This is a genomic window from Pseudoduganella buxea, assembly GCF_009720835.1.
GTDB classification, from domain to species: domain Bacteria; phylum Pseudomonadota; class Gammaproteobacteria; order Burkholderiales; family Burkholderiaceae_D; genus Rugamonas; species Rugamonas buxea.
Window position 1 is genome coordinate 1 of the sequence record NZ_WNKZ01000016.1, and the last position, 23,544, is coordinate 23,544.

The 23,544-nt window shown below is 65.6% G+C and carries 22 protein-coding genes and 1 tRNA gene; 12 read left to right on the forward strand and 11 right to left on the reverse strand.

Annotated elements, in window-relative coordinates; translation table 11 throughout:
• The 6 genes from GM672_RS08025 to GM672_RS08050 form a co-directional block, all read left to right on the forward strand.
• Window positions 1-200: transposase (locus tag GM672_RS08025; RefSeq protein WP_211517339.1), on the forward strand; the 200-nt coding region annotated here is incomplete at its 5' end.
• A 197-nt stretch (window positions 201-397) separates the two neighbouring features.
• A complete protein-coding gene (locus GM672_RS08030; RefSeq protein ID WP_155470011.1) occupies window positions 398-1,405 on the forward strand; it encodes an HOASN domain-containing protein in 1,008 nt (335 codons plus the stop codon).
• A 40-nt stretch (window positions 1,406-1,445) separates the two neighbouring features.
• Window positions 1,446-2,432, forward strand: coding sequence for an HOASN domain-containing protein (locus GM672_RS08035; protein ID WP_155470012.1), 987 nt, complete (start codon window positions 1,446-1,448; stop codon window positions 2,430-2,432).
• A gap of 27 nt (window positions 2,433-2,459) precedes the next feature.
• Window positions 2,460-3,884, forward strand: coding sequence for an adenylosuccinate lyase (gene purB, locus GM672_RS08040; protein WP_155470013.1), 1,425 nt, complete (start codon window positions 2,460-2,462; stop codon window positions 3,882-3,884).
• On the forward strand, window positions 3,881-5,335 hold the full coding sequence (locus tag GM672_RS08045) for a class-II fumarase/aspartase family protein (RefSeq protein WP_155470014.1): 1,455 nt from the start codon (window positions 3,881-3,883) through the stop codon (window positions 5,333-5,335). Before purB ends, GM672_RS08045 begins: the two co-directional genes overlap by 4 nt.
• Before the next feature lie 84 nt (window positions 5,336-5,419).
• Window positions 5,420-6,493 (forward strand): class I SAM-dependent methyltransferase, encoded by a 1,074-nt coding sequence (locus GM672_RS08050; protein ID WP_155470015.1) that lies wholly within the window; start codon window positions 5,420-5,422, stop codon window positions 6,491-6,493.
• Between the two features lie 49 nt (window positions 6,494-6,542).
• On the opposite strand, the gene GM672_RS08055 is transcribed toward GM672_RS08050, so the two are convergent.
• The 7 genes from GM672_RS08055 to cysS all read right to left on the reverse strand — a co-directional run bounded on the left by GM672_RS08055 (window position 6,543) and on the right by cysS (window position 15,415).
• Window positions 6,543-8,789, reverse strand: coding sequence for a copper-transporting P-type ATPase (locus GM672_RS08055; protein ID WP_155470016.1), 2,247 nt, complete (start codon window positions 8,787-8,789; stop codon window positions 6,543-6,545).
• A 421-nt stretch (window positions 8,790-9,210) separates the two neighbouring features.
• Window positions 9,211-9,303: transfer RNA gene (locus GM672_RS08060), tRNA-Ser, on the reverse strand.
• A 118-nt stretch (window positions 9,304-9,421) separates the two neighbouring features.
• Window positions 9,422-10,669 (reverse strand): aspartate kinase, encoded by a 1,248-nt coding sequence (locus GM672_RS08065; protein WP_155470017.1) that lies wholly within the window; start codon window positions 10,667-10,669, stop codon window positions 9,422-9,424.
• A 138-nt stretch (window positions 10,670-10,807) separates the two neighbouring features.
• Window positions 10,808-12,205, reverse strand: coding sequence for a tRNA lysidine(34) synthetase TilS (tilS, locus tag GM672_RS08070; protein WP_155470018.1), 1,398 nt, complete (start codon window positions 12,203-12,205; stop codon window positions 10,808-10,810).
• A 99-nt stretch (window positions 12,206-12,304) separates the two neighbouring features.
• On the reverse strand, window positions 12,305-13,279 hold the full coding sequence (locus GM672_RS08075; RefSeq protein WP_155470019.1) for an acetyl-CoA carboxylase carboxyltransferase subunit alpha: 975 nt from the start codon (window positions 13,277-13,279) through the stop codon (window positions 12,305-12,307).
• 64 nt (window positions 13,280-13,343) lie between these two features.
• A complete protein-coding gene (locus GM672_RS08080) occupies window positions 13,344-14,015 on the reverse strand; it encodes a DNA-3-methyladenine glycosylase family protein (RefSeq protein ID WP_155470020.1) in 672 nt (223 codons plus the stop codon).
• Entirely contained in the window at window positions 14,015-15,415 is a 1,401-nt protein-coding gene (cysS, locus tag GM672_RS08085) for a cysteine--tRNA ligase (protein WP_155470021.1), read from the reverse strand. Before cysS ends, GM672_RS08080 begins: the two co-directional genes overlap by 1 nt.
• A gap of 238 nt (window positions 15,416-15,653) precedes the next feature.
• On the opposite strand from cysS, the gene GM672_RS08090 reads away from it, so the two are divergent.
• The 3 genes from GM672_RS08090 (at window position 15,654) to GM672_RS08100 (ending at window position 17,628) form a co-directional block, all read left to right on the forward strand.
• Window positions 15,654-16,310, forward strand: coding sequence for a peptidylprolyl isomerase (locus GM672_RS08090; protein ID WP_155470022.1), 657 nt, complete (start codon window positions 15,654-15,656; stop codon window positions 16,308-16,310).
• Window positions 16,311-16,377: 67 nt separating this feature from the next.
• The gene (locus GM672_RS08095; protein WP_155470023.1) at window positions 16,378-16,869 is read left to right on the forward strand and encodes a peptidylprolyl isomerase; all 492 of its coding nucleotides are present in this window, start codon (window positions 16,378-16,380) and stop codon (window positions 16,867-16,869) included.
• A gap of 18 nt (window positions 16,870-16,887) precedes the next feature.
• Window positions 16,888-17,628, forward strand: a complete 741-nt coding sequence (locus GM672_RS08100) for a UDP-2,3-diacylglucosamine diphosphatase (RefSeq protein WP_155470024.1) — start codon at window positions 16,888-16,890, stop codon at window positions 17,626-17,628.
• Between the two features lie 11 nt (window positions 17,629-17,639).
• On the opposite strand, the gene GM672_RS08105 is transcribed toward GM672_RS08100, so the two are convergent.
• Window positions 17,640-18,245, reverse strand: a complete 606-nt coding sequence (locus tag GM672_RS08105) for a DinB family protein (RefSeq protein ID WP_155470025.1) — start codon at window positions 18,243-18,245, stop codon at window positions 17,640-17,642.
• Window positions 18,246-18,306: 61 nt separating this feature from the next.
• Between GM672_RS08105 and GM672_RS08110 the strand changes: the two genes are divergently transcribed.
• On the forward strand, window positions 18,307-19,131 hold the full coding sequence (locus tag GM672_RS08110) for a class I SAM-dependent methyltransferase (RefSeq protein ID WP_170299980.1): 825 nt from the start codon (window positions 18,307-18,309) through the stop codon (window positions 19,129-19,131).
• On the opposite strand, the gene GM672_RS08115 is transcribed toward GM672_RS08110, so the two are convergent.
• On the reverse strand, window positions 19,124-19,894 hold the full coding sequence (locus GM672_RS08115; RefSeq protein ID WP_155470027.1) for a tetratricopeptide repeat protein: 771 nt from the start codon (window positions 19,892-19,894) through the stop codon (window positions 19,124-19,126). The two genes, GM672_RS08110 and GM672_RS08115, sit on opposite strands and share 8 nt — an antisense overlap.
• A gap of 94 nt (window positions 19,895-19,988) precedes the next feature.
• Window positions 19,989-20,570 carry a DUF1439 domain-containing protein gene (locus GM672_RS08120; RefSeq protein WP_155470028.1) on the reverse strand — a complete coding sequence of 194 codons (582 nt, stop codon included), beginning with the start codon at window positions 20,568-20,570 and terminating at the stop codon, window positions 19,989-19,991.
• 110 nt (window positions 20,571-20,680) lie between these two features.
• On the opposite strand from GM672_RS08120, the gene GM672_RS08125 reads away from it, so the two are divergent.
• On the forward strand, window positions 20,681-21,427 hold the full coding sequence (locus tag GM672_RS08125; protein WP_155470029.1) for a DUF72 domain-containing protein: 747 nt from the start codon (window positions 20,681-20,683) through the stop codon (window positions 21,425-21,427).
• A 4-nt stretch (window positions 21,428-21,431) separates the two neighbouring features.
• On the forward strand, window positions 21,432-22,337 hold the full coding sequence (locus GM672_RS08130) for a LysR family transcriptional regulator (protein ID WP_155470030.1): 906 nt from the start codon (window positions 21,432-21,434) through the stop codon (window positions 22,335-22,337).
• Between the two features lie 10 nt (window positions 22,338-22,347).
• On the opposite strand, the gene GM672_RS08135 is transcribed toward GM672_RS08130, so the two are convergent.
• Window positions 22,348-23,448, reverse strand: coding sequence for an NADH:flavin oxidoreductase/NADH oxidase (locus tag GM672_RS08135; protein ID WP_155470031.1), 1,101 nt, complete (start codon window positions 23,446-23,448; stop codon window positions 22,348-22,350).
• Between the last annotated feature and the right edge of the window lie 96 nt (window positions 23,449-23,544).

Genomic DNA, 23,544 nt, shown 5'->3' on the forward strand with positions numbered 1-23,544 from the left:
TCGATCCGCTCAAGCGCTTTGCTAACAAACTCGCGCCTTACTGGCGCGGCATCCTCGCGCGCGTGCGCTGGCCGCTGCACACCGGACAATTAGAAGGCATCAACAATCGCATCAAAGTCATGAAGCGAATGGCATACGGTTACCGTGACAGTGAATTCTTCTTCCTGAAGATCAAGGCTGCGTTTCACGGAAATCCGTGAAGAACCAAAAAATATTGCCGGTGCTTGACCTTCCCATTTGGGAAGCTCTAGGCTTGCCTGAAACACAAATGTAGTAAAGATATTAAGAAATGTAATAAACCCCACCGCACAACAACCTCAGGAGGCAGTTCAATGGTGTCCGTCACTTTTCGAATCGAGATTCTTCCAGCAACGCCAGCCGGCCAGGCGGGGTTCGCATGAACCGGCTCCATGCCTACCGCGACGCCGGGCGTCCGCTCGCCGCTCCCGCCGAGGACGTGTCGACGCTGCTGGCCGCCGCGTTGCAGCCGGGTGCGCAGCTGTCGCGCGTCACTTCCGCGCTCGAGGCAATACTGGCGCTGACCGAGCGGGGACTCGCGGGCGATGCGCCGGCGTATGCCCAATACCAGTCCTTGCTGCTGACCTTGCACCTCCCGGGTGAAGCGCGTACGGAGGCGACCCGCCGCTGGATGGCCAGCCAGGTCTACTCGGTCGAAGACCGGTTCGCGCCGGCCCTGCCCGACTACTCCCCGGTGAGCGTCGCGCTATTCCGGGAACGGGTCGATGCCGAGATCGCCGCGCGCAGCCGGGTAAGGCATCCGATGTCGCTCCATCTGTTCGAGGGCACGCCGCCGCGCGAGGATGTCCGGTTCTTCCTGCAGCACCACTGGATCCGTTCGTACAATTTCTACAGCCTTCTGGCCGAGCTCGCCTTCCGCTTCGAGGCCATCGAAGATGCATCGGTCTTCTATCGCAATTTGTACGGAGAAGCAGGCGCGGAAGATCCAAGCCGCTCGCATCCGGCCCTGCTGTCGCACCTGATGACGTATTTCGACATTCCGCTGCGGATCGATTTCGCCGGCCTCCACCCGCTGGAGAAAGCGTACCTGAACAATCGCATTCGATGCGTGCGCCACCCCGACGTGGCCTGGGGCCTGGCCCTGCTGTACGCCGTCGAATCGGTCAGTTGCGTCAACCACCGGCGCATCTACGAACTGTTGCAGCGCATGGACGTGCCGGCCGGGCCCAGCGAGTTCCACCGCCTGCACGGCACGCAGGACGAAATCGATACCGAGGAAATGTGGGCCTTGATCGCCAGGTTCGCGCCGGACGAATCGTTCCAGCGCCAGTTCATGCAGTCGCTGGCGCGCCACTTCGCCATCAACCACGCCTACTTCGACATGTTGTGGCAGCAAATGCCAGGGCAGTCGAGCCGCCAGGCCTGAGCGCTGTTGCCCATATCCCGCAGACAAAGGAAAACACATCATGGCACATCAAAATCATTCGCTGATTCAATTGCAGGAGCTGGAGTCGAAGGGTGCGCGCGTCGTCGCGCAGGCACTGGCGCCGGACGCCTCGCCCAGCCAGGTCGAGACCGCGGCGGCCATGCTGCGCGAGCTGACGGTGGCGGCCCACCAGGGCGACAGCGCGGCCATGGCCGAGTACCAGCAACTGCTGTACATCCTGTCGTTGAGCGACGACGTGGCAACGTCCGCCACCCGTCGCTGGCTGGCCAATGCCGTCTACCGCGTCGAGGAACGCTTCATTCCTTGCGCGGACGTGTCCACGCCCCTGTCGGAAGCAGCCTTCCAGGAACGCCTGGAGCGCGAGATCGCCGCCCACTCCCGCGCCAGGCACCCGATGTCCCAGTATGTCTTCGCCGGGCTGGCGTCACCGGCGCAACTGCGGGTCTTCCTGCAGCACCAGTGGTTCCGCACGTTCCGCCTGTATCGGGACGCGGCCGATTTGCTGGTGAACCTGACCGACGTGGACGAAGCGGCGGCGCTGGCCCGCTATCTGTATGGCGAGCTGGGCGAGGAAGACGAAAAACGCTCGCACCCGCGCCTGCTGGCGAAGCTGCTGGGCGCCGTCGGGCTGGAAGGCGATTTCCAGGCCATCTCCACCATGCCTGAGGAGATCGCTTACCTGAACAACCGCGTACGCAGCTTCCGCAACCCCGACGTCGGCTGGGGCCTGGCGGTCTTCTATGTCACCGAACTGGTGGTGCCGGGCAACCACGAAAAACTCTATCACGCCCTGCTGCAGGCCGGCGTCAGCGAGGACGCGGCCGAGTACTACAAGATCCACATCAGCCTCGTACCGCCCCGGGCCAAGCGGGAATGGCAGCTCATTGCACGCCGCATCGGGGACCGGGCGTTCCAGGAATCGTTCCTGACATCGCTGGCACGGCATTTCCATTTCGAAACGGCGTACTACGACGCCGTCTGGAAAAAAATGCAGGGCGTGAAGTGAACCCGACGCCAACCCGTGCCGACGACCATGCCAAGCCATATCACTGAATCGCGTATCCATGGGGGCGCCTATGCCGCGCCCGACTTCGCAGCCGTGTTCTCCGATGCCAACCAGGTGCAGAAGTGGCTCGATGTCGAACGGGCGCTTGCGGCCACCCAGGCGGAAATGGGCATCATCCCCGACGAAGCGGCGCGCCAGATTGCCGGCGCGGCCAAGGTGGAACGGTTCGACCTGGACCGGCTGGGCCGGGAAAGCATGGAGACAGGACACATCCTGGTTCCCGCCATCCGCGCCCTGGCCGCTGCCTGTTCGAACGGGTGCGGCGAATACGTGCACTACGGCGTGACGACGCAGGACATCCTCGATACCGGCCTCGTGCTGCAGATCAAGGAGGCCTGGCAGCTCGTCCTGGGCCGCCTGCAGTCGATCCGGCGGCACTTGAGCGCCCTGGCCGAGCGGCACAAGCACACGCCGATGGTGGCCCGCACCCACGGCCAGCAAGCCTTGCCCACGACGTTCGGCTACAAGGTCGCTGTCTGGATCGACGAGCTGGACCGGCACCTGGCGCGCTTCGACGAAGCCTACCCGAGGGTCATGGTGGGCAACCTGACGGGTGCCGTGGGAACCATGGCCTCGTTCGGCCCGCAGGGCTTCGACATCCAGCGCCGGACCCTGGCAAGGCTCGGCCTTGCGGCCCCCGCGACGAGCTGGCACAGCGCCCGCGACCGCATCCTCGAGGCGGCATGGCTGCTGGTGCAGGCCTCCGTCACGCTGGGCCGGATCGCCAACGAAATCTATCACCTGCAGCGCACCGAAATCGACGAGGTGCGCGAAGCATCGCGGCCGGGCCAGGTCGGCAGCAGCACGATGCCGCACAAGCAGAACCCGTCGACGGTGGACTTGATCAGTGCGCTGTCGCGCCTGGTCCGGGCCCAGATGGTCGCGCTCACCGACGCCGCCTTCCAGCTGCACGAGCGCGACGGCACGACGTGGCGCATCGAGTGGGCGGCCCTGCCGGAACTGTTCATCTACGCCGGCGCGCTGCTCACGCGCATGGACGAGGTGCTGGGCGCCGGACTGCAGGTGCAGGTCGAACGCATGCGCGCCAACCTGGACCTGTCGGGCGGCCTGGTCCTGTCGGAGCGGATCATGCTGGCGCTGGCCGCCAGGTTCGGCAAGCAGAGCGCGCATGAACTCGTGCACGAGATCTCGCTGGCGGCCCGCGAAAGCGGCACGGCCTTCCGTGACGCCCTGCTCCGGGACAAACGCCTGCAGGGCTGCTTCGCACCGCAGGAACTGGAAGCGCTGCTCGACCCCGCCACCTACGTCGGGCTGGCGGCGGAAATGGTCGATCTGGTCACGGGAAGGACCGCACACGCCGTCCCGGCAGCGACGCCATCGATGAAACGCCATGTCAATCCGTCTCAGTTCGTGAAAGAAGGTATGCAATGAATTCGCAAACACTGGACCTTGTCGTTCACTCCCTGTTCACCGCCCTGCCGGACCATGGCAGGCCGGACGCCGCCGGGGAGGAGGATTGCCTGCATGAGCATAGCCACATCCTGGACTCGAAAATCCACGGCGGCGGCTATGCCGGCCCGGTTTCCCGCAAGATCTTCTGCACCCACTGTCGCCTGCAGCGATGGCTGGACGTGGAAGTCGCGCTCGCCATGGCGCAGGCCGACGTCCACCTCATTCCACGCTCGGCCGCGCTGGAAATCGCCCGCGCGGCAAGCCTGTCGAAGATCGACATGGGCCAGGTCGCCGCGGGCGTCGCCGCCACCGGCCACTCGCTGATGCCGCTGCTGAGCGCGCTGCAGGCGAACTGCAGCCCGAGCGCGCGCGAGTATGTCCACTACGGCGCCACCACCCAGGATGTCCAGGATACGGCGCAATCGCTCGAGATGCGCGACGTGCTCGACGCGATGGATGAGGCACTCGACGCGCTGCTGCAGAAGCTGACGGTCCTGGCAGGCGCCCACCGCAACTCGCTGATGGTCGCGCGAACCCACTCCATCCCGGCGCTGCCCACCACGTTCGCGCTGAAGGTGGCCGGCTGGATCGACGAGCTGTTGCGGCACCGCGACCGGTTGCGGGAGGTGCGCCAGCGGGTGCTCGTCGCCCAGCTGTTCGGCGGCGTGGGCACGATGGCAGCCTTCGGCACCGGGGCCATGGCCTTGCTGAAGGGCTTCGCGCGCCGCCTGTCGCTTGAGGTGCCGCTGGCGGGCTGGCACGCGTCGCGCGACCGCGTCGCAGAATTCGTCAGCACGCTGGCCATGACCACTGCTTCCCTGGCCCGCGTGGCGGACGAAATCCGCACCTTGAACCGGTGGGAAATCGGCGAAGTGGAGGTGGGCTGGACGGCGCAGCAGATCGGCAGCAGCACCATGCCCCACAAGCGCAATCCGGAAGGCTGCGAACAGGTCGTCGTGCTGGCCCGCCTGGCGAAGGCGCAGGTGGTGCTGGCGCTCGATGCGATGATCCTGGAACACGAACGCGACTACCGCGGCACGCGCCTGGAGTGGTGCGCGGTGGCCGACGTGTCCCACTACGCCTTGATGGCGCTGTCGCTGGTGACCGATACGATCGGCGGCCTGACCGTCAACGACGACAGGATGGAAGGCAACGCGCGCGCGTTCGCCGAGGCCATCTGCACGGAGGCGCTGACGTTCGAGATGGCGAAAAAACTGGGCAAGAGCAGCGCGTACGAAATCATCTTTGAAATCAGCCAGGCTTGCCAGCGCGACCGGATCTCGATCCGCCAGGCGGTCGAATCCGATCCAAGGGTGAGCGCCGTGTTGGACCAGGCGACGCTGGCGCGCCTGTTCGAACCGAGGAGCCACCTCGGCATGTCCGAAAAGATCGTCGACAACGTGCTGGCCAAGGCAGGCAGTCGTTATTGACGAGAGTCAAAGCAAGAGCGCAAGCGCACCGCGCCGAGAGATCGGCCGCACCCCGCGGCCACACTGTACATCATGGAGAAGTGAATGACAAAGATCGTCGAGACGGATAAGGTAAAAGTCCAGCAGTTTTCCGCACGCATCATGGAGGATTACGGCAATACACTGCGCGGGGCGATGCTGTATATCGGTGACCAGCTCGGCCTGTTCAAGGCGCTGGCCCACGGCGAGTGGGTCACGCTGGAAGAACTGGCCCAACAGACCGGCTACAACGCGCGCTACCTGCGTGAATGGCTGGGCAGCATGGTGACCGGCACCTACGTGGCATACGACCGCGAGACGCGGCGGTACCGGATGCCTGCCGAATTCGTGCCGGTGCTGGCGGACGAGGATTCGCCCTACTTCGCCGGCGGCATCCTCCAGCTGAGCGTGCCCTTCGTCAGCATGGCGCCGAAGGTGATCGACGCTTTCCGTAATGGCGGCGGCTGCCCGGAAGAGGCCTTCCCGGTCGAGACGTGGGAAGGCATGGAGCGCATGACCATGCCCTGGTACAAGCACTACCTCGTCCAGCACTGGATTCCATCGCTCGATGGTGTCGAGGCGAAGCTCAAGGCGGGCGGCAGCATGCTCGATTTCGGCTGCGGCAGCGGCCTGGCGGCGATCATGGTGGCCAAGGCCTTTCCCGAAGCGCGCATCGTCGGCTGCGACTTCCACCTGCCCTCGATCGAACGGGCCCGGGCGAACGCCGAGGCCGCCGGTGTCGGCGACCGGGTGCAGTTCGAAGTGAGCGATTCCGATGCGATCGCGGGCCAGAAGTTCGACTTCGTGACGACCTTCGTCGTGATCCACGACGCGACGGACCCCCAGCAGATGCTGAAGGACCTGCGCAGCGCCACGGCCGACGACGGCACCTACCTGATGGTGGAACTGAACCTGTCCGAGGAACTGCACGAGAACATGAACCTGTTCGGCCGGGTCATGTACCCGCAAAGCACCCTGTACTGCATGACGTGCTCGCTTTCGCACGGCGGTGCGGGCCTGGGTGCCTGCATGGGCGAAAGCCGCGCAAGGAAGATGGCCGAGGTCGCGGGCTTCAGCCGCTTCCGCAAGGTGCCGTCCGAATGGCCGCCGATGCCTGCGCTGTTCGAACTGAAGCCTTGAAGCACGCTGCCCGGGATTGCAGCGGTACGCTATCCCGGGCATGAACCGGTCAGGCATCCGGCCGGGGCCCCTGCTCTGTCGTCTTCGTCGATGCGCGCCGCAGGCGCGAGGCGTTCGCGATGACGGAGACGGAACTCAAGCTCATCGCCAGTGCCGCGATCATCGGCGACAGCAGTTGCCCCGTGACGGGGTACAGCACGCCGGCGGCGAGTGGAATGCCCAGCGCGTTGTAGACGAAGGCGAAACCGAGGTTCTGGCGCATATTGCGTACCGCATCGACGGAGAGCCTGCGCGCGACGGTGATGGCCCGCAAATCCCCCTTCACCAACGTCAGGTGCGCGCTGTTGATCGCCACGTCCGTCCCGGTCCCCATCGCAATCCCCACGTTCGCCTTCGCCAGCGCGGGCGCGTCGTTGATGCCGTCCCCCGCCATCGCGACGATGGCGCCCCCTTGCTGCAGCCGCTCGACCAGGGCCAGCTTGTCGTGCGGCTTGACCTCGCCAAAATACGCCGCGATACCCAGTTTCGCGGCGACCGCGCGCGCGGTCGTGACACCGTCACCCGTGGCCATGACCACCGTGATGCCGTCGGCACGCAAGGCGTGCAAGGCTTCGGCCGTGCTGGGCTTGACGGGGTCGGCCACGGCGATGATGCCGGCCAGGCGCCCACCCACTGCCAGGTACATGACGCTGGCGCCCTCGCGCCGCCTTGCTTCGGCCTGGTCCGCGAGCGGCGCCCAATCGACCCCGTCCGTTTCCATCAGCACCGTGTTCCCGAGGATCACGCGATGTCCCTCGACGGCACCGCGCACGCCGATGCCGCTGGCCGATTCGAAGGTGTCGGCTGTCGCCAAGGACAGCTGCCGGCGCCTTGCTTCGGCCACGATGGCATGGGCCAGCGGATGTTCGCTACCCTGGTCGAGGCTGGCGGCGATACGCAGCACCTCGGCCTCGCCGAACCCCGCCGCGGCGACGACACGGTCGAATGCCGGCCTGCCTTCCGTCAGGGTACCGGTCTTGTCGACGATCAGCGTATCGACCTTGCGCAGGTCCTCGATCGCCGCCGCATCCCGGAACAGCACACCCTGCGTCGCGGCGCGGCCCGTGGCCGCCATGACGGACATGGGTGTCGCCAGGCCGAGGGCGCACGGGCAGGCGATGATCAGGACCGCCACGGCATTGACGAATCCGAACGCCCAGCTGGGCTCCGGGCCGAGCAGCCCCCAGGCGACGAAGGTAACCAGCGCGATCGCCACGACGACGACGACGAAGTAGCCGGCAACGGCATCGGCCATGCGCTGCATGGGCGCGCGCGAGCGTTGGGCCTGCGACACCATCTGGACGATCTGGCTCAGCATCGTATCGGCGCCGATCTTCTCGGCCCGTATCACCAGGCTGCCGCTGGTATTGAGGGTGGCCCCGATCACGCGATCGCCCTGCCGTTTCGTCACGGGCACGGGCTCACCCGTGAGCATGGATTCATCGACGGCGCTTTCGCCATCCGTCACGATACCGTCCACCGGCACTTTCTCGCCGGGCCGCACGCGCAAGGCGTCGCCCACATGCACGTGCGCCAGTTCGACATCCTCCTCGCTACCGTCGGCGCGCAGCCGGCGGGCCGTACGCGGCGCCAGGCCCAGCAGCGACTTGATCGCGGCCGACGTCTGCGACCGCGCCCGCAGCTCCAGGATCTGGCCCAGCAGGGTCAAGGACACGATGACGGCCGCCGCCTCGAAATACACCCCGACCCTGCCATGCATGGCAAAGCTGGGCGGAAACCAGCCGGGGCGCACCGTGGCGACAACACTGTAGCCATAGGCGGCAAGCACGCCGCAACCGATCAGCGTCCACATGTTCGGGCGCCCATTGCGCAGCGACTGCGCCCAGCGCACGAAGAACGGCCAGCCCGCCCACAGCACCACCGGGCTGGCCAGCGCCAGTTCGATCCAGTTCTGTCCAGCGAGCCCGGCGGGAAACAGCAGGTGACCGAACATGGCAAGAACGAACACGACGGTCGTCAACGGCAGCGTCCACCAGAAGCGCCGTCGAAAGTCCGCCAGTTCCGGCCCTTCCTCGTCGTCCAGGGCGGGAAGTACCGGTTCGAGGGCCATGCCGCATTTCGGGCAGCTACCGGGGGCGCTCTGGCGGATTTCCGGGTGCATGGGGCAGGTGAAGATGGTTTGCGCGGGGGCGGTATTGGCTGGCGTGGCCGGGCCGGCATCGCCGCCGCCGTGGTCGTGCGCTGGATGGGTGGGTGGGTCGGTGTGCTGGTCGGTGTGGTGCTGGTGCCGTGGCATGAGTGGTCTCCTGACGTTGACAGGATGCGCCGGACAGCGCTTCCTCGATGATTGTCAGTTTGGACCTTCCCATGACTGGCGGGTCAAGTGCTGTCTGCCGTACGCGTTATTTTGCCGTTGACGTTCGAAGACTTGCGCTTCGCGCTCGTCTTCGGAGTTGGTGGCTGACTTGGGTTTGAGGGCGTGGCGAAGTCACGCGTTCGAAGACTTGCGCGTTCGCGCTCGTCTTCGCAAGGTGGTGGCTGGGTTGCGTTGGAACGGAGTGACGAAGCGCGCCCTCGGCGCGCCGGGCTGGCGCGGGGCGCCAGCAGATGGGCGATTCGGAGAGCCTCGCGCTGGGAAGCGCTCGTCTTCGAATCCCACCGTCTGCCGTCCAGACAAATAAAAAAGCCTCCCGCAGGGGAGGCTTTTTTATTTGTTCTGGCGGAGACGGTGGGATTCGAACCCACGATACAGGTATAAGCCGTATGCATCCTTAGCAGGGATGTGCCTTCGGCCACTCGGCCACGTCTCCTAGTCGATTGCTCAACTATCGTCTTTTGCTCTGCATTTCTGCGTCACATCCGACGACCGTCATAGTAATTGCCCGGGCCATTTTGGTCAAGGAAACCGACGGTTTTTTTTTGAAATATTTACTCTTTGTCCAGTTCGAACGCCTTGTGCAGCGCGCGCACGGCCAGCTCCATGTACTTCTCGTCGATCAGCACGGAAATCTTGATCTCGGAGGTGGAGATCATCATGATGTTGATGCCCTCTTCGGCCAGCGTGCGGAACATGTCCGAGGCCACGCCCACGTGGCTGCGCATGCCGACGCCGACGACGGAGATCTTCGACACCTTGGCGTCGCCGATCAGGGTGGCGAAGCCGATTTCGTCCTTCTGCGTGTTCAGCGCTTCCAGGGCCTTGTTGTAGTCGTTGCGGGAGACCGTGAACGTGAAGTCGGTCTTGCCTTCCACCGACTGGTTCTGGATGATCATGTCCACTTCGATATTGGCCGCCGCGACGGGGCCCAGGATGTGGTACGCCACGCCCGGGCGGTCGGCCACGCCCATGACGGAGATTTTGGCTTCGTCGCGGTTGAAGGCGATGCCGGAGATGACTGCTTGTTCCATATTGGTGTCTTCCTCAAACGAAATCAGGGTTCCCGAACTGGCTTCCTCGGCCAGGTCCATCATCGGGTCGGTCAGCGACGACAGCACGCGGGTCGGCACGCGGTAGTTACCGGCGAACTCGACGGAACGGGTCTGCAGCACTTTCGAGCCCAGCGACGCCAGTTCCAGCATTTCCTCGAAGGTGATCGCCTTCAGGCGGCGCGCTTCGGTGACCACACGCGGGTCGGTCGTGTAGACGCCGTCGACGTCCGTGTAGATCAGGCATTCGTCCGCCTTCAGGGCGGCGGCGATGGCGACGGCCGACGTGTCCGAACCGCCCCGGCCCAGGGTGGCGATATGGCCGTTCTCGTCGACGCCCTGGAAGCCCGTGATGACGACGACCTTGCCGGCATCGAGGTCGCGGCGCACGCGTGCGTCGTCGATGGACTGGATGCGCGCCTTGGTGAACGCGGAGTCGGTTTTAATGCCCACCTGCCAGCCGGCATACGACACGGCTTGCTTGCCGATCGCCTGCAGGGCCATCGACAGCAGCGCCACGGACACCTGCTCGCCCGTCGAGGCGATCATGTCCAGTTCGCGCGGGTCGGGCGGATTCTGCACTTCCTTGGCCAGCGCGATCAGGCGGTTCGTCTCGCCGGACATCGCGGACGGTACCACGACGACCTGGTGTCCCGCATCGTGCCATTTGGCGACACGGCGCGCGACGTTCTTGATACGGTCCGTCGAGCCCATCGACGTACCGCCGTATTTGTGAACGATTAAAGCCATAACTTGCGTTTTCCACTCGGTTGAAGTAAGGGAGCCCTTTACTCTACATGCTGCGATGCAAAACGACAAGTCAAAAAGCCAATATCCTCATACAGTTCCGCGATAAGCTCATGCGAAAAACGGCTCAGTCGACAAATATTATTCGGTCACCCAGCGCATTGCGATGCAATCGTTGCGGCCCTGCTCAATCCGGTGGCAGTCCATGCCGATACCTGCGGCATATAACAGCTGTCCAGGAATGCCTACTACGGGGAGGCGGCCCCGTTCCCAGGACGGAATGTCGAGCGCCTGGTAGTGCTGTTTCAGCCCCCGCGTGGGCCGGTTGGGCGCCAGTTTCAGGCGTTCGCCGCCGCGCCGGAACGAAATCGTCAGCAGTTGCGTGCGCAGCCATTCGCCGGCGACGCCCTGTTCCGCCGGGTCGAAATGCAAGGTGCCGCCGTAGTCGGGAAAGGCAATCGACGCCTCACCGTTCCACTGGAAATGCTGGAACGGCGCGTCCTCGAAGATGTCCTCGCGGGTGCCGGCCAGCTCGCGCCGTTTCGGGTCCAGGTACAGGCGGCCTTTGTAGCGCCGCACTTCGCGGTCCGGGTGCGTCACGAGCAGGTTGGCGTCGTGGCGCGCTTCGAGCAGCTGCGTCGTCATCTCGGCCAGCCAGCTGGCCGACGGGATGCGGATGCCCGTGACGGTAAACCAGTGCCGCAGCAGGTTGTTGCGGCGGTCTTCGGACAGCGCGCGCAGGGCTTCGACATCGAGGCCGCCGCCATCATCGGCCTGCCCGTCTTCGCCGCGGTGCAGGCAGGCCTGCAGGTCCTGCTGCGCCAGTTCCGTCAGCAGCCGCTGCGCCGCCTGGGCGTGCGCGGCGCTGCGGGCGAATCGTTCCTGGTAGCCGGGGAAGGCCCTGGCCAATGTCGGCATCACCGTGTGGCGCAATGCATTGCGGGCATAGCGCGTGTCCGTGTTCGATTCGTCGTCGATATGGGCCAGCGCGTGCTCGCCCGCGTAAGCTTCCAGCTGCGCGCGCGACGCCTGCAGCAGCGGGCGGGCCAGCACGATATCGAGGCTGCCCAGCAGCGCCGGCGCATGGTTCGATGCATCCATGCCGGACAGGCCGGCCGGCCCCGCGCCGCGCGCCAGCTGAAGCAGCATCGTCTCGGCCTGGTCGTCCAGGTGGTGGGCCGTCAGCAGCACGTCCACGCCGCGCTCGCGGCACAACTCCCCCAGGGCGGCATAGCGGGCCTGGCGCGCCGACGCCTCGACCGACTTGCGGTCTTCCAGCGTAACGCGGCGGGCCGTGAACGGCACGCCCAGCGCCATGCACTGCGCGGCGCAGTGAGCTTCCCACGCATCGGCGTTGGGGCTCAGGCCGTGGTGGATGTGGAAGGCATGCAGGGGCACGCCGTTGGCCCTGGCCCAGCCGGCGGCCAGGTGCAGCAGCACGGTCGAATCGAGGCCGCCGCTGTAGGCGACGGCGACGGGCCCGCCATGCGCGAACGCAGCGGCCTGGCGCTCAAAAAGGACAACAACATCGGACTTCATCGAATCTTTCCATAAAAATGGGGACAGACCCCATTTTCCAAGAAATGTTTCTCGAAAAATGGGGTCTGTCCCCGATTTTGCGGCAACGTTTTCGTTGCCTTATTCCTGCGGCGTCGTTTCCTTGAACTTGCCGTAGCTGAGCAGCTTCTTGTGGCGGTTGTCCAGCAGCTCCTTCGTCTTCATGCCCTGGAACTGGCGCAGCGAATCGGCCAGTGCGCGTTTCAGCAGGCGCGCCATTTCCTTCGGGTCGCGGTGGGCGCCGCCCAGCGGTTCGTTGACGATCTTGTCGATCAGGCCCATGGCTTTCAGGCGGTGCGCCGTCAGGCCCAGCGCCTCGGCCGCTTCGGCGGCGCGCTCGGAGGTCTTCCACAGGATCGACGCGCAGCCTTCCGGCGAGATCACGGAGTAGGTCGCGTATTGCAGCATCAGCACGGCGTCGCCGACGGCAATGGCCAGCGCGCCGCCGGAACCGCCTTCACCGATGATGGTGGCGATCAGCGGCACCTTCAGTTCGGCCATCACGTACAGGTTGTGGCCGATCGCTTCGGACTGGCCCCGCTCCTCGGCATCGATGCCGGGGAAGGCGCCGGGCGTGTCGACGAAGGTGAAGATCGGCAGGTTGAATTTTTCCGCCACTTTCATCAGGCGCATTGCCTTGCGGTAGCCTTCGGGCTTGGGCATGCCGAAGTTGCGCATCGCGCGCTCCTTCGTGTCGCGGCCCTTCTGGTGGCCGATGACCATGCAGGGCTGGCCGTTGAAGCGGGCCAGGCCGCCGACGATGGACTGGTCGTCGGCATAGGTGCGGTCGCCGTGCAGCTCGTGGAAGTCCGTGAAGCATTCGTTCACGTAGTCCATCGTGTAGGGACGCTGCGGGTGACGCGCGATCTGCGCGACCTGCCATGGCGTCAGCTTGGCGTAGATGTCCTTCGTCAGCTGCTGGCTCTTCTTGGCCAGGCGGTCGATCTCTTCCGAGATGTCGACGGCCGAATCGTCCTGTACGAAACGCAGCTCTTCAATTTTGGAATCCAGTTCCGCGATCGGCTGTTCAAAATTGAGGAAAGTGGTTTTGGTCATTGGTCCTCCGAGAGTATGAATCCGCGCGGCCCGTGTTACCGGGCCGCATGGTTTCGAATTGTCGTCATTCTACCGGACTTGGCGCCGCGACCGGATCAAGACTGCGCCACAAATACCATGTCGCAACTGTCCGGAACGGTTCCCAGTTGGCCGCCACTTCACGCGCATCGCTGCGCGAGACGGGCTCGCCGGAAAAATAATTGTGGCTGATGCCCGCGATCAGGCGCGGGTCGTCCAGCGGCAGCACGTTCGGCCGCAGCAGGTTAAAGATCAGGAACATCTCGGCCGTCCACCGCGTGATGCCGCGAATCTGCACCAGCTCGGCGATGACGGCTTCGTCGTCCATCTGGTGCCACTGGGCCGCGTGCACCTTCTTCGCCTTGAAGTTGTCGGCCAGGTCCAGGATGTATTCCGTCTTGCGCTTGGACAAACCGCATTCGCCCAGCTGCACGGCGCCCGCCTTCAGCACCGATGCCGGCGTGAATTTCGGACACGCCGCCAGCAGCTTTTGCCAGGCCACGTTGGCGGCCTTCGGCGTCACCTGCTGGTTGACGATGGAGCGCGCCAGGGTGGTAAACGGGTCGTCGTGGCCGATCAGGTGCAGGTCGCCGAACTGGGGAATCAGCCGGTTCATGATGCGGTCGCGCCGCATCAGTTCGAGCTTGGCTTCTTCCCAATAGGCCGGCACCACCAGCTGCCGGCCGCCGGCAGCGCTGTCCCTGGACTGGAGCACCATTATGCGCGGCGCCAGGTCGTCGTGCCGTCCGGCTTGTCTTCCAGGACGATGCCGTTCGCCAGCAGGTCCGCGCGGATCTTGTCGGATTGCGCGAAGTCGCGCGCCTTCTTCGCCGCCGCGCGGGCCGCGATGGCTTCGTCGATCATGGCCGCGCCGATGGCGTCCGTGGCACCGGCCTGCAGGAACTCCTGCGGCGTGCGCTCGAGCAAACCCAGCACGCTGGCCAGGCCCTTGAGCTGGCGCACCGCCACGGGCGACTTCGAGCGGTTCACTTCCGAGGCCAGGTCGAACAGCACGGAGACGGCGATCGGCGTATTGAAGTCGTCGTCCATCGCCTCGGCGAATCGCTTCGCGTGCTCTTCGTTCCAGTCCAGCGGCTGGCCGTCGCCCAGGATGCCAGCTTTTTCCGCGCCGTCGAGCGAGGTGTAAAGGCGTGTCAACGCGCCGCGCGCGTCATCGAGGTGGGCGTCGGAATAATTCAGGGGGCTGCGGTAGTGGGCGCGCAGGATGAAGAAGCGCACCACCTCGGCATCGAATTTCTTCAGCACGTCGCGGATCGTGAAGAAATTGCCCAGCGATTTGGACATCTTCTCGTTGTCGACGCGGATAAAGCCATTGTGCACCCAGTAGTTCGCCATCGCGTGGCCGAACGCGCCTTCGGACTGGGCGATCTCGTTCTCGTGGTGGGGGAACTGAAGGTCGGCGCCGCCGCCGTGGATGTCGAACTGTTCGCCCAGGGTGGCCGAGCACATGGCCGAGCACTCGATATGCCAGCCGGGCCGGCCCTGGCCCCATTTCGAATCCCATTTGACTTCGGCCGGTTCCGTTTCCTTGGACGCCTTCCACAGCACGAAGTCGAGCGGATCGCGCTTGCCCGTGTTGACGTCGACCCGTTCGCCGGCGCGCAGGTCGTCCAGCGACTTGCCGGACAATTTGCCGTAGCCGTCGAAGCCGCGCACGGCGTAATTGACGTCGCCGTCCTCGCCCTGGTAGGCCAGGCCCTTCGCTTCGAGCTTCTCGATAATCGACAGCATCTGCGGCACATACTCGGTGGCATGCGGCACGTCCGTCGGCGGCAGGATGCCCAAGGCGGTGGTGTCTTCATCCATGTACGCCTCGAAGCGGGACGTCAGCGCGTGGATCGATTCATTGTTCTCGACGGCGCGGCGGATGATCTTGTCGTCGATGTCCGTGACGTTGCGCACGTAGCGCACGTCGAAGCCCGATGTCTTCAGCCAGCGGTAAATCACGTCGAACGCCATCATCATGCGCCCGTGGCCCACGTGGCAATAGTCGTACACCGTCATGCCGCACACGTACATGCGGACCTTGCCCGGTTCCATCGGTACGAATGCCTGTTTTTCGCGCGCCAGCGTGTTGTAGATCTTTAAATTGCTCATCGGACTCTTATTCTGCTGTGACCGGCCACCGACGACGGCAATGCGAAACCACGGCCCCGGCTTCATGCCGCGCCACTGTTTCGCTGTGCCCCGGGATTGGCCGGACCCTCTGTAATATTAGTTCTTCTTTGGTGACCTGCTTTCCATTCCAGACGGTCTAGAATGGAAGCCGTCGCCAAGTATAGCATTGATAAAATGCCTCCGGCCTAATCCACAACCCAACGGAAAGTAAAAGAACATGCGTGCTAAACCCTTATCCATCATCGCGGGATGCGCTGCCCTGCTGCTGTCCGGCGCCGCCCTCGCCGCCGGCCCGCAGGTGTCGCTGAAGACGACGGCGGGCGAGATCGTGCTGGAGCTGAACCAGGAAAAGGCGCCGAAGACGGTGGCCAATTTCCTTGCCTACGTGAAAAGCGGATTTTACAAGGACACCATCTTCCACCGCGTGATCGACGGCTTCATGATCCAGGGCGGCGGCTATACGAAGGACCTGAAGTCGAAGCCGACCCGTCCCCCCATTCCCAGCGAATCGAAGAACGGCCTGAAGAACGAGCAATACTCGGTGGCCATGGCGCGCATGGACAATCCGAACTCGGCCACGTCGCAGTTTTTCATCAACGTCGCCAATAACGAAGGGCTGGATTACCCCAACTTCGACGGCGTCGGCTATACGGTGTTCGGCAAGGTCATCCAGGGCCAGGAAGTGGTCGACAAGATCAAGGGCGTGCTGGTGGACGACAAGACGCCCATCTTCCAGAACGTGCCCGTCACGCCCATCGTCGTCAAGTCGGCCACGATCCTGAAGACGCCGATCAAGCGGAAGGCACCCGAGCAGCCGGCACAACCGGAGGCGGCCACGGACAATGCGCCGACGCCGGTGCCGCCGGCGCAGTAAAATAGCGTTTTGCCATCGTCTGCTGTAATATCGCTGCCCCTGACTCAACCAAGACCACAGGACCACCATGACCACCATCACCATCACCACCAACAAGGGCAAGATCGTTGCCGAGCTGGACGCTGAAAAAGCACCCAAGACCGTCGAGAATTTCCTGGCCTATGCCAAGGCCGGCCACTACGACAACACCATTTTCCACCGCGTTATCGACGGCTTCATGATCCAGGGCGGCGGTTTCGAACCCGGCATGAAACAGAAACCGGCCGACACCACGGTCGAAAACGAAGCCAAGAACGGCCTGAAGAACGAGCCCTACACCCTGGCCATGGCCCGCACGTCGGCACCGCACTCGGCCTCGGCCCAGTTCTTCATCAACGTCAAGAACAACAGCTTCCTCGACTACCCGGGCCAGGACGGCTGGGGCTATGCCGTGTTCGGCGTCGTCACCGAAGGCAAGGAAGTGGTCGACGAAATCCGCAAGGTGAAAACCACGCGCAGCGGCATGTTTGCCGACGTGCCGGTGGAAGACGTCATCATCGAAAAAGTCGAAGCCGCGTAAGTCTTTCCTGATCCTGTCTTGATTCTTTTCATTTCAGACCTGCACCTGCAGGAAGACCGGCCCGTCCTGACGGCAGCGTTCCTGCGCTTCGTCGACGGGCCGGCCAGGTCGGCCCGGCAGCTCTACCTGCTGGGCGACCTGTTCGAATACTGGGCCGGCGACGACGACCTCGCCACCCCTTTCCACCAGAGTATCGTCACCGCCCTGCGCGGCCTGTCCGATGCCGGTGTCGCTCTCTTCTGGATCGCCGGCAACCGCGACTTCCTCGTCGGCGACGCCTTTGCCGCCGCCGCCGGCCTGACCCTGCTGCCGGAAACCTGGGTCATCGAGGACCATGGCCGCCGCATCGTGCTGGTCCATGGCGACGCCCAGTGTACCGACGACGTCAACTACATGGCCTTCCGCGCCCAGGTACGTCAGCCGGCCTGGCAACGGCAGTTCCTCGCCATGCCCCTTCTTCAACGCAAGCAGATCATCGCTGGCCTGCGCGACAACAGCCGCAAGGACCAGGCGGGCAAGAGCTACGACATCATGGACGTGACGCCGCAAGCCGTGGCCGACGTGTTCGCCCGGACGGGCGCCTCCGTCATGATCCACGGCCACACGCACCGCCCTGCCCTGCACGACGTCGACGGCAAGCAACGCTATGTGCTGCCCGACTGGGAGCCGGAAGCCGTGCCGCCCCGGGGCGGCTGGATCGCCATCGGCGACGATGGTGTCATCGCCCGGCATGCGCCTGACGGCAGCGTGCTGGCGTGACGTTGTAACGCTCAGCGGCCGTCCGGCCAGATGTCTTCCTCGCGCCACCCCAACTCCGCGAAATCTTCCGCGCGCAGGTCCGCCTCGCCGCTGGCATAGAACTCGTCCAGCTGGGGCGGTGCCACCCGGGTGCCGGCCAGCATTGCATGGATCTGGCCACGGTGGTGTACCTGATGCTGGAACAGGTGCGCCAGCAGCCGCTGGCGCGTGTCGACCTGGACCCGATCCGTGCGCAGGATCGTAACGGGCCGGTCCAGCGTGGCGTCCGTCAGGGCCGCGCAATACCCGATCAATTCGATGTCGCTCGCCTTCTGCGCGCGCCACACTTCGGCGCACGTGGCGTACGGCGCCGGCGGGCGGAAAAAGCTCTGGTAATCAGGGTGGGGCGGCTCACCGTCCCGTTCGCGCAACAGTGCATCCATATAAAACTGCTGGACGGTGACGATGTGGTTCAAGGTTGCGCCAACTCCCGGAAAGAAGTTCGTGCGCGTCATATCCTCGAATTCCGGCTGGCTCAAGGCGCTGCAGGCGCGCAGCAGCCGGTGGTCGGACCAGGCATTGTTACGGGCCTGGGCCAGCAGATAGCGCGACAGCATATCGGACGGCAAGGCGGCCATGCGGCTCTCCCATGTGGAGGAACTGACCGCAAGCTTACCCCAAAGCGGACAGGGAGCGAACATGGACGAGGACATCACCCCGGCACTGACGGAACGCCAACGAAACGAACTCGATTACCACCGGCACCACGCGCGCCAGCACGAGCACATGGTGCGCCGGCCGTTCTCCTTCGACGTGCTGGACCGGCCCGGGCGGCGCTGGTGGAATGCCTACTGGCAGATGTATGCCTACCTTACAACCCTGGACCTGCGCGGGCGCCGCGTGCTGGTGGTGGGCTGCGGCTTCGGCGAGGACGCGCTGCGCCTGGCGCGCCTGGGCGCGCACGTCCATGCCTTCGACCTGAGCCCGGATTCGCTCTCCATCGCGCGGCGCCTGGCCGAACGGGAAAACCTGGCCGTGCAGTTCGCGCAAATGCCGGCCGAGGCGCTGACCTACCCGGACGATTTTTTCGATTGCGTGCTGGCGCGCGACATCCTGCATCATGTCGACATTCCCGCCGCCCTAGCCGAAATCCGGCGTGTGGCGCGCCCGGGCGCCCTGTTCGTCGTCAATGAAATCTACTCGCATTCCGTGACGGACGTGATCCGCCGTTCACGCCTGGTGGAAGGCTTCCTGTACCCGCGCATGTGCCGGTTGATCTATGGCCCGGGCCAGCCCTACATCACGGCGGACGAGCGCAAGATGACGCAGCACGATATCGCGCTGGTGTGCACCATCCTGCCCCGACTGGAACTGTCGCGCCACTTTAATTTCCTCGTCACACGCATCCTGCCCGAGAGCTCGACGCTGCTGGCCCGTATCGATCGCCTGCTGCTGCTGGCGCTGCGCCCCGTGGCCGACCTGTGTGCCGGACGCCGGCTGTTCGCCGGGCGCATCGTCAAGTAGCGGTACCCTGCTGGGCGGGTACGCTGGCGAAGGCTGCCTCCAGGCGGTGCACCAGTGGCAGGTTCATCGCGTGGGTGTGGCGGTTCCAGTGATCCATCGTCGATTGCAACTCGTTCTGCAGCCGGTGCGCCAGCTGGTACTGGCGCGCGCCGGCCGCCCAGATGGCGAATTCCGCCTTCGCCTCGAAGCTGCCGAAGCGGTCGACGGTCGCCTCGAACTCGGCGCGCGCGGCGGCATCGTCACCAAGACCGGCATGGGCTCGCGCCAGCAGCAGCCCCACCTGCTCGGCGCGAAAGCCGGCATCGGCACGGCGTATCGTTTGCAGGTGCGCGAGCGCCTCGGCGTTGCGCCCGCAGGCCAGGTTGGCGCGCGCCGCGCCCAGGCGGATCTCCGGATCGCTGGCGAACGGGCCGTCCAGGCAGGCTTCGTAGGTTTCGGCCGCCTCGATCGCCTCGCCCGACTGCAGCAGCGCATCGGCCAGGCGCATGCGGTGCTGCGCCGTCGGCGTGAAGTCGAAAGCGGCGCGCGCGGCGCGCAGCTCGCGGGTCGGGTCGAGCAGCTGCGCCGCGCCGGCAACGGCCTTGCCGGCATTGCGCTGCAGGCGCGAGGCCGGCAGGTAGATGCCAAAGAAGTAGACCACGCTGCCCAGCAGGGGGAAGGCAAAGAGGATCATCAGCCAATACATCTGCTGGCGGCTGCGGACCGCATGCACGGCAAAGAACAGGGCGACCAGGACATGCAAGCCGATACCGAGGACGGGCATGGCGACTCCGACGAAAAGGGACGAGTGCCGATTGTAGGCAATCGCGGCGCGGCCGACAACCGCGCGCGCCCCATCCCCTGCAGCTTGCGTGATGCTACCTGGCCGGCGCCGGCTCCACCCGTACCGACAGGCCGGTCGGCGTCGTGCGGATGGCCGTGGCAATGAACTGCACGCCGCCATAGCGCAGGTCTTCCGGCTTGAAGCTATAGAGCGGCACGTCGCGTACCATGCGGTCGATGACGACATTGCCGGCCGCCGTCAGCTGCCCTTGCAACGCGCCGTCGACGCCGTCGATGGCGAAGCGCTCGATGCGGGCGTCGGCCAGCACGACGGCATTGCGCACATTGTCCACCAGCAGGCGGCCGGACAGCATCACCGTGCCTTGCAGGGCGCGGCGCACCAGCGGCGTCGACGCCGACACGTCCGTCTCCAGCGCCACGCGATCGTTATCGCGCTGCAGCGACAGGCGGGGCCGCGACAGCTCCAGGTCGAACACTGCCAGCGCGCGCTGCTGGATCGGGAAGCGCCCTTCCAGCTGGCGCTGCAGCTTCGGCAAGGGAATATCGACGTCGCGCGGGCCGGCCAGGCCGGCGCAGCCCGACAAGACGGCGCCAACGGCCGCCAGCGCCAGCAACTGGCCCACGCGCCGGCGGCCGGCATGCAACTTGATGTTCATGAAGCGTCCTTTTGATTTTCGGTCAACGGCGCATGATAGCGCACCGGGCGCAACCGGGAGAACGGGCCACGGGGACGTCCCGCGCGCGCCGTTTCCCGTACAGTAGCGGCATGAGCCAATCGACCTTGCAAGCCTCCCCTTCCACGCCTGCCACGCCCCTCATCGGCTGTGCCGGCTGGTCGCTGCCGGGCGCCGCGGCGGAACACTTCCCGGCCGCCGGCAGCCACCTGGAACGCTACGCCGCCGTGTTCAACTGCGTGGAGATCAATTCCTCGTTCTACCGGCCGCACCAGCCCAAGACGTATGCGCGCTGGGCTGCCGCCACGCCGCCCCACTTCCGCTTCGCCGTCAAGCTGCCCAAGGCCATCACGCACGAGGCCCGGCTGGTGGGCGTCGACGACGCCCTGGCCCGCTTTGCCGGCGAGGCCGGCGCGCTGCAGGAGAAGCTCGGCTGCATCCTCGTGCAACTGCCGCCCAGCCTCGTGCTGGACCCGGCGGCCGCCGGTGCCCTGTTCGCCGCGCTGCACCAGCGCTTCGACTGCCTGCTCGCGTGCGAGGCGCGCCATCCCAGCTGGTTCACGCCGGCAGGCACGCAGCTGCTGCGCGACAATGGCGTCACGCGCGTGCTGGCCGATCCCGTGGTGGGCTACACGGGCCCGTTCGAGCCGACGGCGCCGCAGGCCTATGTGCGCCTGCACGGCAGTCCCCGCATCTATTACTCGGCCTACGACGCGCAGCGCCTGGCCGACGTGCACGCATGGCTGAAAAATCAGCAGCAGGCCTGGTGCATCTTCGACAATACGGCGGGCGGCGCGGCCGTGCCCGATGCACTGGCCCTGATGGGTATGTCAGAATGAGGGGATGATCACGCTGCGCAATGTCGACCTGAACCTGCTCAAAGCCCTCGACGTCCTGCTGGACGAACGCAATGTCACGCGCGCCGCGGCCCGTCTGGCGCTGACCCAGCCGGCCCTGAGCGGCATGCTGACGCGCCTGCGCGAAAGCTTCGACGATCCCCTGTTCGTGCGGGCCCAGCGCGGCATGGTGCCGACCCAGCGCGCGCTCGACCTGGCCCGGCCCGTCAAGCAGGTGCTGGCCGAGATCGAGGCGCTGCTGCAGCCGCCCGTGTTCGATCCGGCCAGCGCCACCCTGACCGTCACCATCGTCGCCACCGATTACGCGCTGCGCGCCGTCGCCCTGCCTTTCGTGGCGGCCGTCAAGCGCCAGGCCCCCCATATCCGCGTGGCGCTGATGCCGGTCGAAAGCAGCGTGACGGTGCTGCCAAGGCTGGAACGGGGCGAGATCGACCTGGCCCTGATGACACCGGAGCACACGTCGCCGGAGCTGCACGCGCGGCGCCTGTACGACGAACGCTATGTGTGCGCGATGCGCGCCGATCACCCGGCCGCGCGCGAGGAGCTGACCCTGGACCGCTTCTGCGCGCTCGATCACGCGCTGGTGTCGTACACGGGCGGCGGCTTCGCCGGCGTGACGGACGAAGCGCTGGCGCAGCTGGGCCGCACCCGCAATGTGACGATATCGGTGAAATCATTCCTGATCGTGCCGGAACTGCTGCGCACCAGCGACCTCGTGGCCGTGGTGCCGAGCCGGCTGGTAGCGGGGCTGGAAGGGCTGGCGGTGATGGAGCCGCCGCTGCCCGTACCGGGCTTCACGAAACTGGTCGCGTGGCACGAGCGCACCCACCGCGACGCCGGCCACCGCTGGCTGCGCGAACTGCTGTTCGCCACCTGCGGCACGCCGGACTGAGGACCCGCCCTTACTCCTGCACGCGATAGCGTTCCAGCCAGTGCGCGTACGGCGCCGGCAGCACCCACGACGGGTCCTTCAATTCCAACTGTTTCGCGGCCTGGTAGGGGTAATGGGGGTTGGCCAGGTGGGCGCGGCCCACCATCACCAGGTCCATCTGGCCGTTGGCGACGACCCGTTCGGCGATATGCGGCGCATCGATGCCCCATGACGACGCCACCGGCAGTTCCGCCTCGCGCCGCACCCGTTCGGCCACCGGCGCCAGGAAGCCGGCACCCCATGGGATATTCGCCTGCGGCGTCGAGAAGCCGACGCTGACGTTGAGCATATCGAGCCCGCCCGCGCGCATCTGCTTGACCAATGCGACCGATGCGGCCAGGGTCTCTTCGTCGCGCCCGTCGTACTCGATGACGCCGAAGCGGGCCGTCAGCGGCAGTTCCTGCGGCCACACCTTGCGCACTGCCGCCAGGGTCTCCAGCAGGAAGCGGCTGCGCCCTGCCAGGCTGCCGCCGTATTCGTCGTCGCGCCGGTTGGCGTCGACATTGAAGAAGCTCTGCGCCAGGTAGCCGTGGGCGAAGTGCAGCTCGAGCCACTGGAAGCCGGCCGCCAGCGCGCGTTGGGCGGCGGCGACGAAGTCCTGCTGGACGCGCGCGATATCGTCGCGCGTCATGGCGCGGGGCACCTGCGGCAGATTGGCGCCGAAGGCGATGGCGGACGGCGCGATGGTTTCCCAGCCGCGCGCGTCGCTTGCCGCGATATGGTCGTCGCCTTCCCATGGCCGGTTGGCGCTGGCCTTGCGGCCCGCATGGGCGATCTGGATGCCCGGCACGGCGCCGGCGGCCTTGATGCTGGCGGCAATCTGCGCCATGCCGGCCGTGTGCTCGTCGCTCCACAGGCCCGTGCAACCGGGCGTGATGCGGCCTTCCGGCGACACGGCGGTCGCCTCGACGATGACGAGGCCGGCGCCGCCGCGCGCGATCTGCGCGTAGTGCACCTGGTGCCAGTCGTTGACGAAACCGTCGGTGGCGCTGTACTGGCACATCGGCGGCACGGCGATGCGGTTGCGCAGGGTGACATCCTTCAGGGTAAACGGGGAAAAGAGTGCGGACATAAGGTTCCTTGTTGGCTTGGTTTGTCTGAAGCGTGCCCAGGGCCTTGGCAAGCATTGCTGCGGGGGCCAGGCCGTCGATCCCCGCCGCCGTGGTGG

Bases quoted from the DNA above. Each gene is read 5' to 3' on its own strand.
- GM672_RS08030 (WP_155470011.1), top strand. From the start codon at position 398: ATGAACCGGCTCCATGCCTACCGCGACGCCGGGCGTCCGCTCGCCGCT.
- GM672_RS08035 (WP_155470012.1), top strand. From the start codon at position 1,446: ATGGCACATCAAAATCATTCGCTGATTCAATTGCAGGAGCTGGAGTCG.
- purB (WP_155470013.1), top strand. From the start codon at position 2,460: ATGCCAAGCCATATCACTGAATCGCGTATCCATGGGGGCGCCTATGCC.
- GM672_RS08045 (WP_155470014.1), top strand. From the start codon at position 3,881: ATGAATTCGCAAACACTGGACCTTGTCGTTCACTCCCTGTTCACCGCC.
- GM672_RS08050 (WP_155470015.1), top strand. From the start codon at position 5,420: ATGACAAAGATCGTCGAGACGGATAAGGTAAAAGTCCAGCAGTTTTCC.
- GM672_RS08055 (WP_155470016.1), bottom strand. From the start codon at position 8,789: ATGCCACGGCACCAGCACCACACCGACCAGCACACCGACCCACCCACC.
- GM672_RS08065 (WP_155470017.1), bottom strand. From the start codon at position 10,669: ATGGCTTTAATCGTTCACAAATACGGCGGTACGTCGATGGGCTCGACG.
- tilS (WP_155470018.1), bottom strand. From the start codon at position 12,205: ATGAAGTCCGATGTTGTTGTCCTTTTTGAGCGCCAGGCCGCTGCGTTC.
- GM672_RS08075 (WP_155470019.1), bottom strand. From the start codon at position 13,279: ATGACCAAAACCACTTTCCTCAATTTTGAACAGCCGATCGCGGAACTG.
- GM672_RS08080 (WP_155470020.1), bottom strand. From the start codon at position 14,015: ATGGTGCTCCAGTCCAGGGACAGCGCTGCCGGCGGCCGGCAGCTGGTG.
- cysS (WP_155470021.1), bottom strand. From the start codon at position 15,415: ATGAGCAATTTAAAGATCTACAACACGCTGGCGCGCGAAAAACAGGCA.
- GM672_RS08090 (WP_155470022.1), top strand. From the start codon at position 15,654: ATGCGTGCTAAACCCTTATCCATCATCGCGGGATGCGCTGCCCTGCTG.
- GM672_RS08095 (WP_155470023.1), top strand. From the start codon at position 16,378: ATGACCACCATCACCATCACCACCAACAAGGGCAAGATCGTTGCCGAG.
- GM672_RS08105 (WP_155470025.1), bottom strand. From the start codon at position 18,245: ATGGCCGCCTTGCCGTCCGATATGCTGTCGCGCTATCTGCTGGCCCAG.
- GM672_RS08110 (WP_170299980.1), top strand. From the start codon at position 18,307: ATGGACGAGGACATCACCCCGGCACTGACGGAACGCCAACGAAACGAA.
- GM672_RS08115 (WP_155470027.1), bottom strand. From the start codon at position 19,894: ATGCCCGTCCTCGGTATCGGCTTGCATGTCCTGGTCGCCCTGTTCTTT.
- GM672_RS08120 (WP_155470028.1), bottom strand. From the start codon at position 20,570: ATGAACATCAAGTTGCATGCCGGCCGCCGGCGCGTGGGCCAGTTGCTG.
- GM672_RS08125 (WP_155470029.1), top strand. From the start codon at position 20,681: ATGAGCCAATCGACCTTGCAAGCCTCCCCTTCCACGCCTGCCACGCCC.
- GM672_RS08130 (WP_155470030.1), top strand. From the start codon at position 21,432: ATGATCACGCTGCGCAATGTCGACCTGAACCTGCTCAAAGCCCTCGAC.
- GM672_RS08135 (WP_155470031.1), bottom strand. From the start codon at position 23,448: ATGTCCGCACTCTTTTCCCCGTTTACCCTGAAGGATGTCACCCTGCGC.